We start from the raw sequence: 2,986 nt of genomic DNA, 5'->3' as shown, positions 1-2,986 counted from the left end.
CATATTATATGGTTAAGTCCTCGATCTATTAGTATTCGTCAGCTCCACATGTCACCATGCTTCCACCTCGAACCTATCAACCTGATCATCTTTCAGGGATCTTACTAGCTTACGCTATGGGAAATCTCATCTTGAGGGGGGCTTCATGCTTAGATGCTTTCAGCACTTATCCCTTCCGCACATAGCTACCCAGCTATGCCCTTGGCAGAACAACTGGTACACCAGCGGTGCGTCCATCCCGGTCCTCTCGTACTAAGGACAGCTCCTCTCAAATTTCCTACGCCCACGACGGATAGGGACCGAACTGTCTCACGACGTTCTGAACCCAGCTCGCGTACCGCTTTAATGGGCGAACAGCCCAACCCTTGGGACCGACTACAGCCCCAGGATGCGATGAGCCGACATCGAGGTGCCAAACCTCCCCGTCGATGTGGACTCTTGGGGGAGATAAGCCTGTTATCCCCGGGGTAGCTTTTATCCGTTGAGCGATGGCCCTTCCATGCGGAACCACCGGATCACTAAGCCCGACTTTCGTCCCTGCTCGACTTGTAGGTCTCGCAGTCAAGCTCCCTTATGCCTTTGCACTCTACGAATGATTTCCAACCATTCTGAGGGAACCTTTGGGCGCCTCCGTTACACTTTAGGAGGCGACCGCCCCAGTCAAACTGCCCACCTGACACTGTCTCCCGGGTCGATAAGACCCGTAGGTTAGAATTTCAATACAGTCAGGGCGGTATCCCACCAGCGCCTCCACCGAAGCTAGCGCTCCGGTTTCAATGGCTCCCGCCTATCCTGTACAAACTGTACCAAAATTCAATATCAGGCTACAGTAAAGCTCCACGGGGTCTTTCCGTCCTGTCGCGGGTAACCTGCATCTTCACAGGTACTATAATTTCACCGAGTCTCTGGTTGAGACAGTGCCCAAATCGTTACACCTTTCGTGCGGGTCGGAACTTACCCGACAAGGAATTTCGCTACCTTAGGACCGTTATAGTTACGGCCGCCGTTTACTGGGGCTTCAGTTCAGAGCTTCGCTTACGCTAACCCCTCTCCTTAACCTTCCAGCACCGGGCAGGTGTCACCCCCTATACTTCGCCTTACGGCTTCGCAGAGAGCTGTGTTTTTGCTAAACAGTCGCTTGGGCCTATTCACTGCGGCTTTCCGTTAAGAAAGCACCCCTTCTCCCGAAGTTACGGGGTCATTTTGCCGAGTTCCTTAACCAGAGTTCTCTCGCACACCTTAGGATTCTCTCCTCGCCTACCTGTGTCGGTTTGCGGTACAGGCACCTTTTATCTCGCTAGAAGCTTTTCTTGGCAGCGGGGAATCAAAGACTTCGCTCCATAAGGAGCTTCCCCATCACAGCTCAGCCTTCACGATAAGCGGATTTGCCTACTTATCAGCCTAACTGCTTGGACGTGCACAACCAATCGCACGCTTCTTCTATCCTTCTGCGTCCCTCCATTGCTCAAACGATAAAGAGGTGGTACAGGAATATCAACCTGTTGTCCATCGCCTACGCCTGTCGGCCTCGGCTTAGGTCCTGACTAACCCTGAGCGGACGAGCCTTCCTCAGGAAACCTTAGGCATTCGGTGGACGGGATTCTCACCCGTCTTTCGCTACTCATACCGGCATTCTCACTTCTAAGCACTCCACCAGTCCTTCCGGTCTGACTTCACTGTCCTTAGAACGCTCCCCTACCACTGATACCATTGGTATCAATCCGCAGCTTCGGTGGTGTATTTAGCCCCGGTACATTTTCGGCGCAGAGTCACTCGACTAGTGAGCTATTACGCACTCTTTAAATGGTGGCTGCTTCTAAGCCAACATCCTAGTTGTCTAAGCAACTCCACATCCTTTTCCACTTAATACACACTTTGGGACCTTAGCTGGCGGTCTGGGCTGTTTCCCTTTTGACTACGGATCTTATCACTCGCAGTCTGACTCCTAAGGATAAGTCATTGGCATTCGGAGTTTGACTGAATTCGGTAATCCGATGAGGACCCCTAGTCCAATCAGTGCTCTACCTCCAAGACTCTTACACTTAAGGCTAGCCCTAAAGCTATTTCGGGGAGAACCAGCTATCTCCAGGTTCGATTGGAATTTCTCCGCTACCCACACCTCATCCCCGCACTTTTCAACGTGCGTGGGTTCGGGCCTCCATTCAGTGTTACCTGAACTTCACCCTGGACATGGGTAGATCACCTGGTTTCGGGTCTACGACCACGTACTAAACGCCCTATTCAGACTCGCTTTCGCTGCGGCTCCGCCTCTTCAGCTTAACCTCGCACGGGATCGTAACTCGCCGGTTCATTCTACAAAAGGCACGCCATCACCCGTTAACGGGCTCTGACTATTTGTAGGCACACGGTTTCAGGATCTCTTTCACTCCCCTTCCGGGGTGCTTTTCACCTTTCCCTCACGGTACTGGTTCACTATCGATCACTAGGGAGTATTTAGCCTTGGGAGATGGTCCTCCCAGATTCCGACGGAATTTCACGTGTTCCGCCGTACTCAGGATACATTCAAGAGAGAACGAAGTTTCGACTACGGGGTTGTTACCCTCTACGACGGACCTTTCCAGGTCGCTTCGTCTACCTCGTTCCTTTGTAACTCCGTATAGAATGTCCTACAACCCCAAGAGGCAAGCCTCTTGGTTTGGGCTATGTTCCGTTTCGCTCGCCGCTACTCAGGAAATCGCATTTGCTTTCTCTTCCTCCAGGTACTTAGATGTTTCAGTTCCCTGGGTCTGTCTTCCTTACCCTATGTATTCAGATAAGGATACCATACCATTACGTATGGTGGGTTTCCCCATTCGGAAATCTTCGGATCAAAGCTTACTTACAGCTCCCCGAAGCATATCGGCGTTAGTCCCGTCCTTCATCGACTCCTAGTGTCAAGGCATCCACCGTGCGCCCTTTCTAACTTAACCAAACTAAAAATTAAAAAATATGAGCTACACTGTTATCTAGTTTTCAAAGAACATAC

At 51.3% G+C, this 2,986-nt stretch carries 1 rRNA gene; it reads right to left on the bottom strand.

Features of this window, described 5'->3' with window-relative positions:
* Positions 1-8 precede the first annotated feature (8 nt).
* A 23S ribosomal RNA gene (locus ACZDYH_RS30195) occupies positions 9-2,930 on the bottom strand.
* Positions 2,931-2,986: the final 56 nt, after the last annotated feature.

Source organism: Bacillus sp. EB V-12, assembly GCF_056158125.1.
The sequence above is the reverse complement of the archived record's forward strand: the minus strand, read 5'-3'. Positions and strand labels throughout refer to the sequence as shown.